This is a genomic window from Pseudomonas meliae, assembly GCF_001400515.1.
Classification (GTDB): Bacteria; Pseudomonadota; Gammaproteobacteria; order Pseudomonadales; family Pseudomonadaceae; genus Aquipseudomonas; species Aquipseudomonas amygdali.
The window spans coordinates 365-861 of the sequence record NZ_LJQT01000189.1 but is presented as its reverse complement, the minus strand read 5'-3'; the positions used below and the strand labels follow the sequence as shown (position 1 = coordinate 861).

General features: G+C 49.7%; 1 protein-coding gene. It reads left to right on the top strand.

Annotated features, from left to right (window positions below):
* A partial coding sequence (locus tag ALO64_RS25930; RefSeq protein ID WP_217996272.1) for a hypothetical protein occupies positions 1–456 on the top strand: 456 nt, incomplete at its 5' end.
* Between the last annotated feature and the right edge of the window lie 41 nt (positions 457–497).

Here is a 497-nt window from a genome sequence, read left to right as displayed (position 1 = left end):
ACCCGGGGCGGTTCAATCGTTAATCAGTTACACCAGTCAGGATGGTGTTACGGGAAACCCAATGATCCTAGTTACCTTCGGACGTGGGCACCGTGCGGTACAGCACCAGTAACTGATCTTCCTCGTATAGCAAACGAGAACTTCAAAGCCTTCAGGGATGCGATGGTCAGCGAACGTTGCATTGCGCTTGGCGTACTTCCGCCAGAGGCTAACTCAGCAGCTTATAAGCGTATGCAAAGCCTTGATCCGTTAGGCGCTCAGTTGATTGATGCGAACAGAGGTTCAATAGCGGTTTATTTAGGTGACGATTTAAGTAAGCAGTTAGAAAACAATCTCCAAGCCTTGAATGTTATGGATGCCAAAAGCCTTCGGACGACTTGCAAATTTACGAACCTTCGTAACCTTACTGGCGGGCCTAATCCTAGCGTGAATGACGCTGCCCGAGCCGCGCCTTGATAAAAAGGTCAAATCACGGGTTCCGGGGAGCAATGGAACAG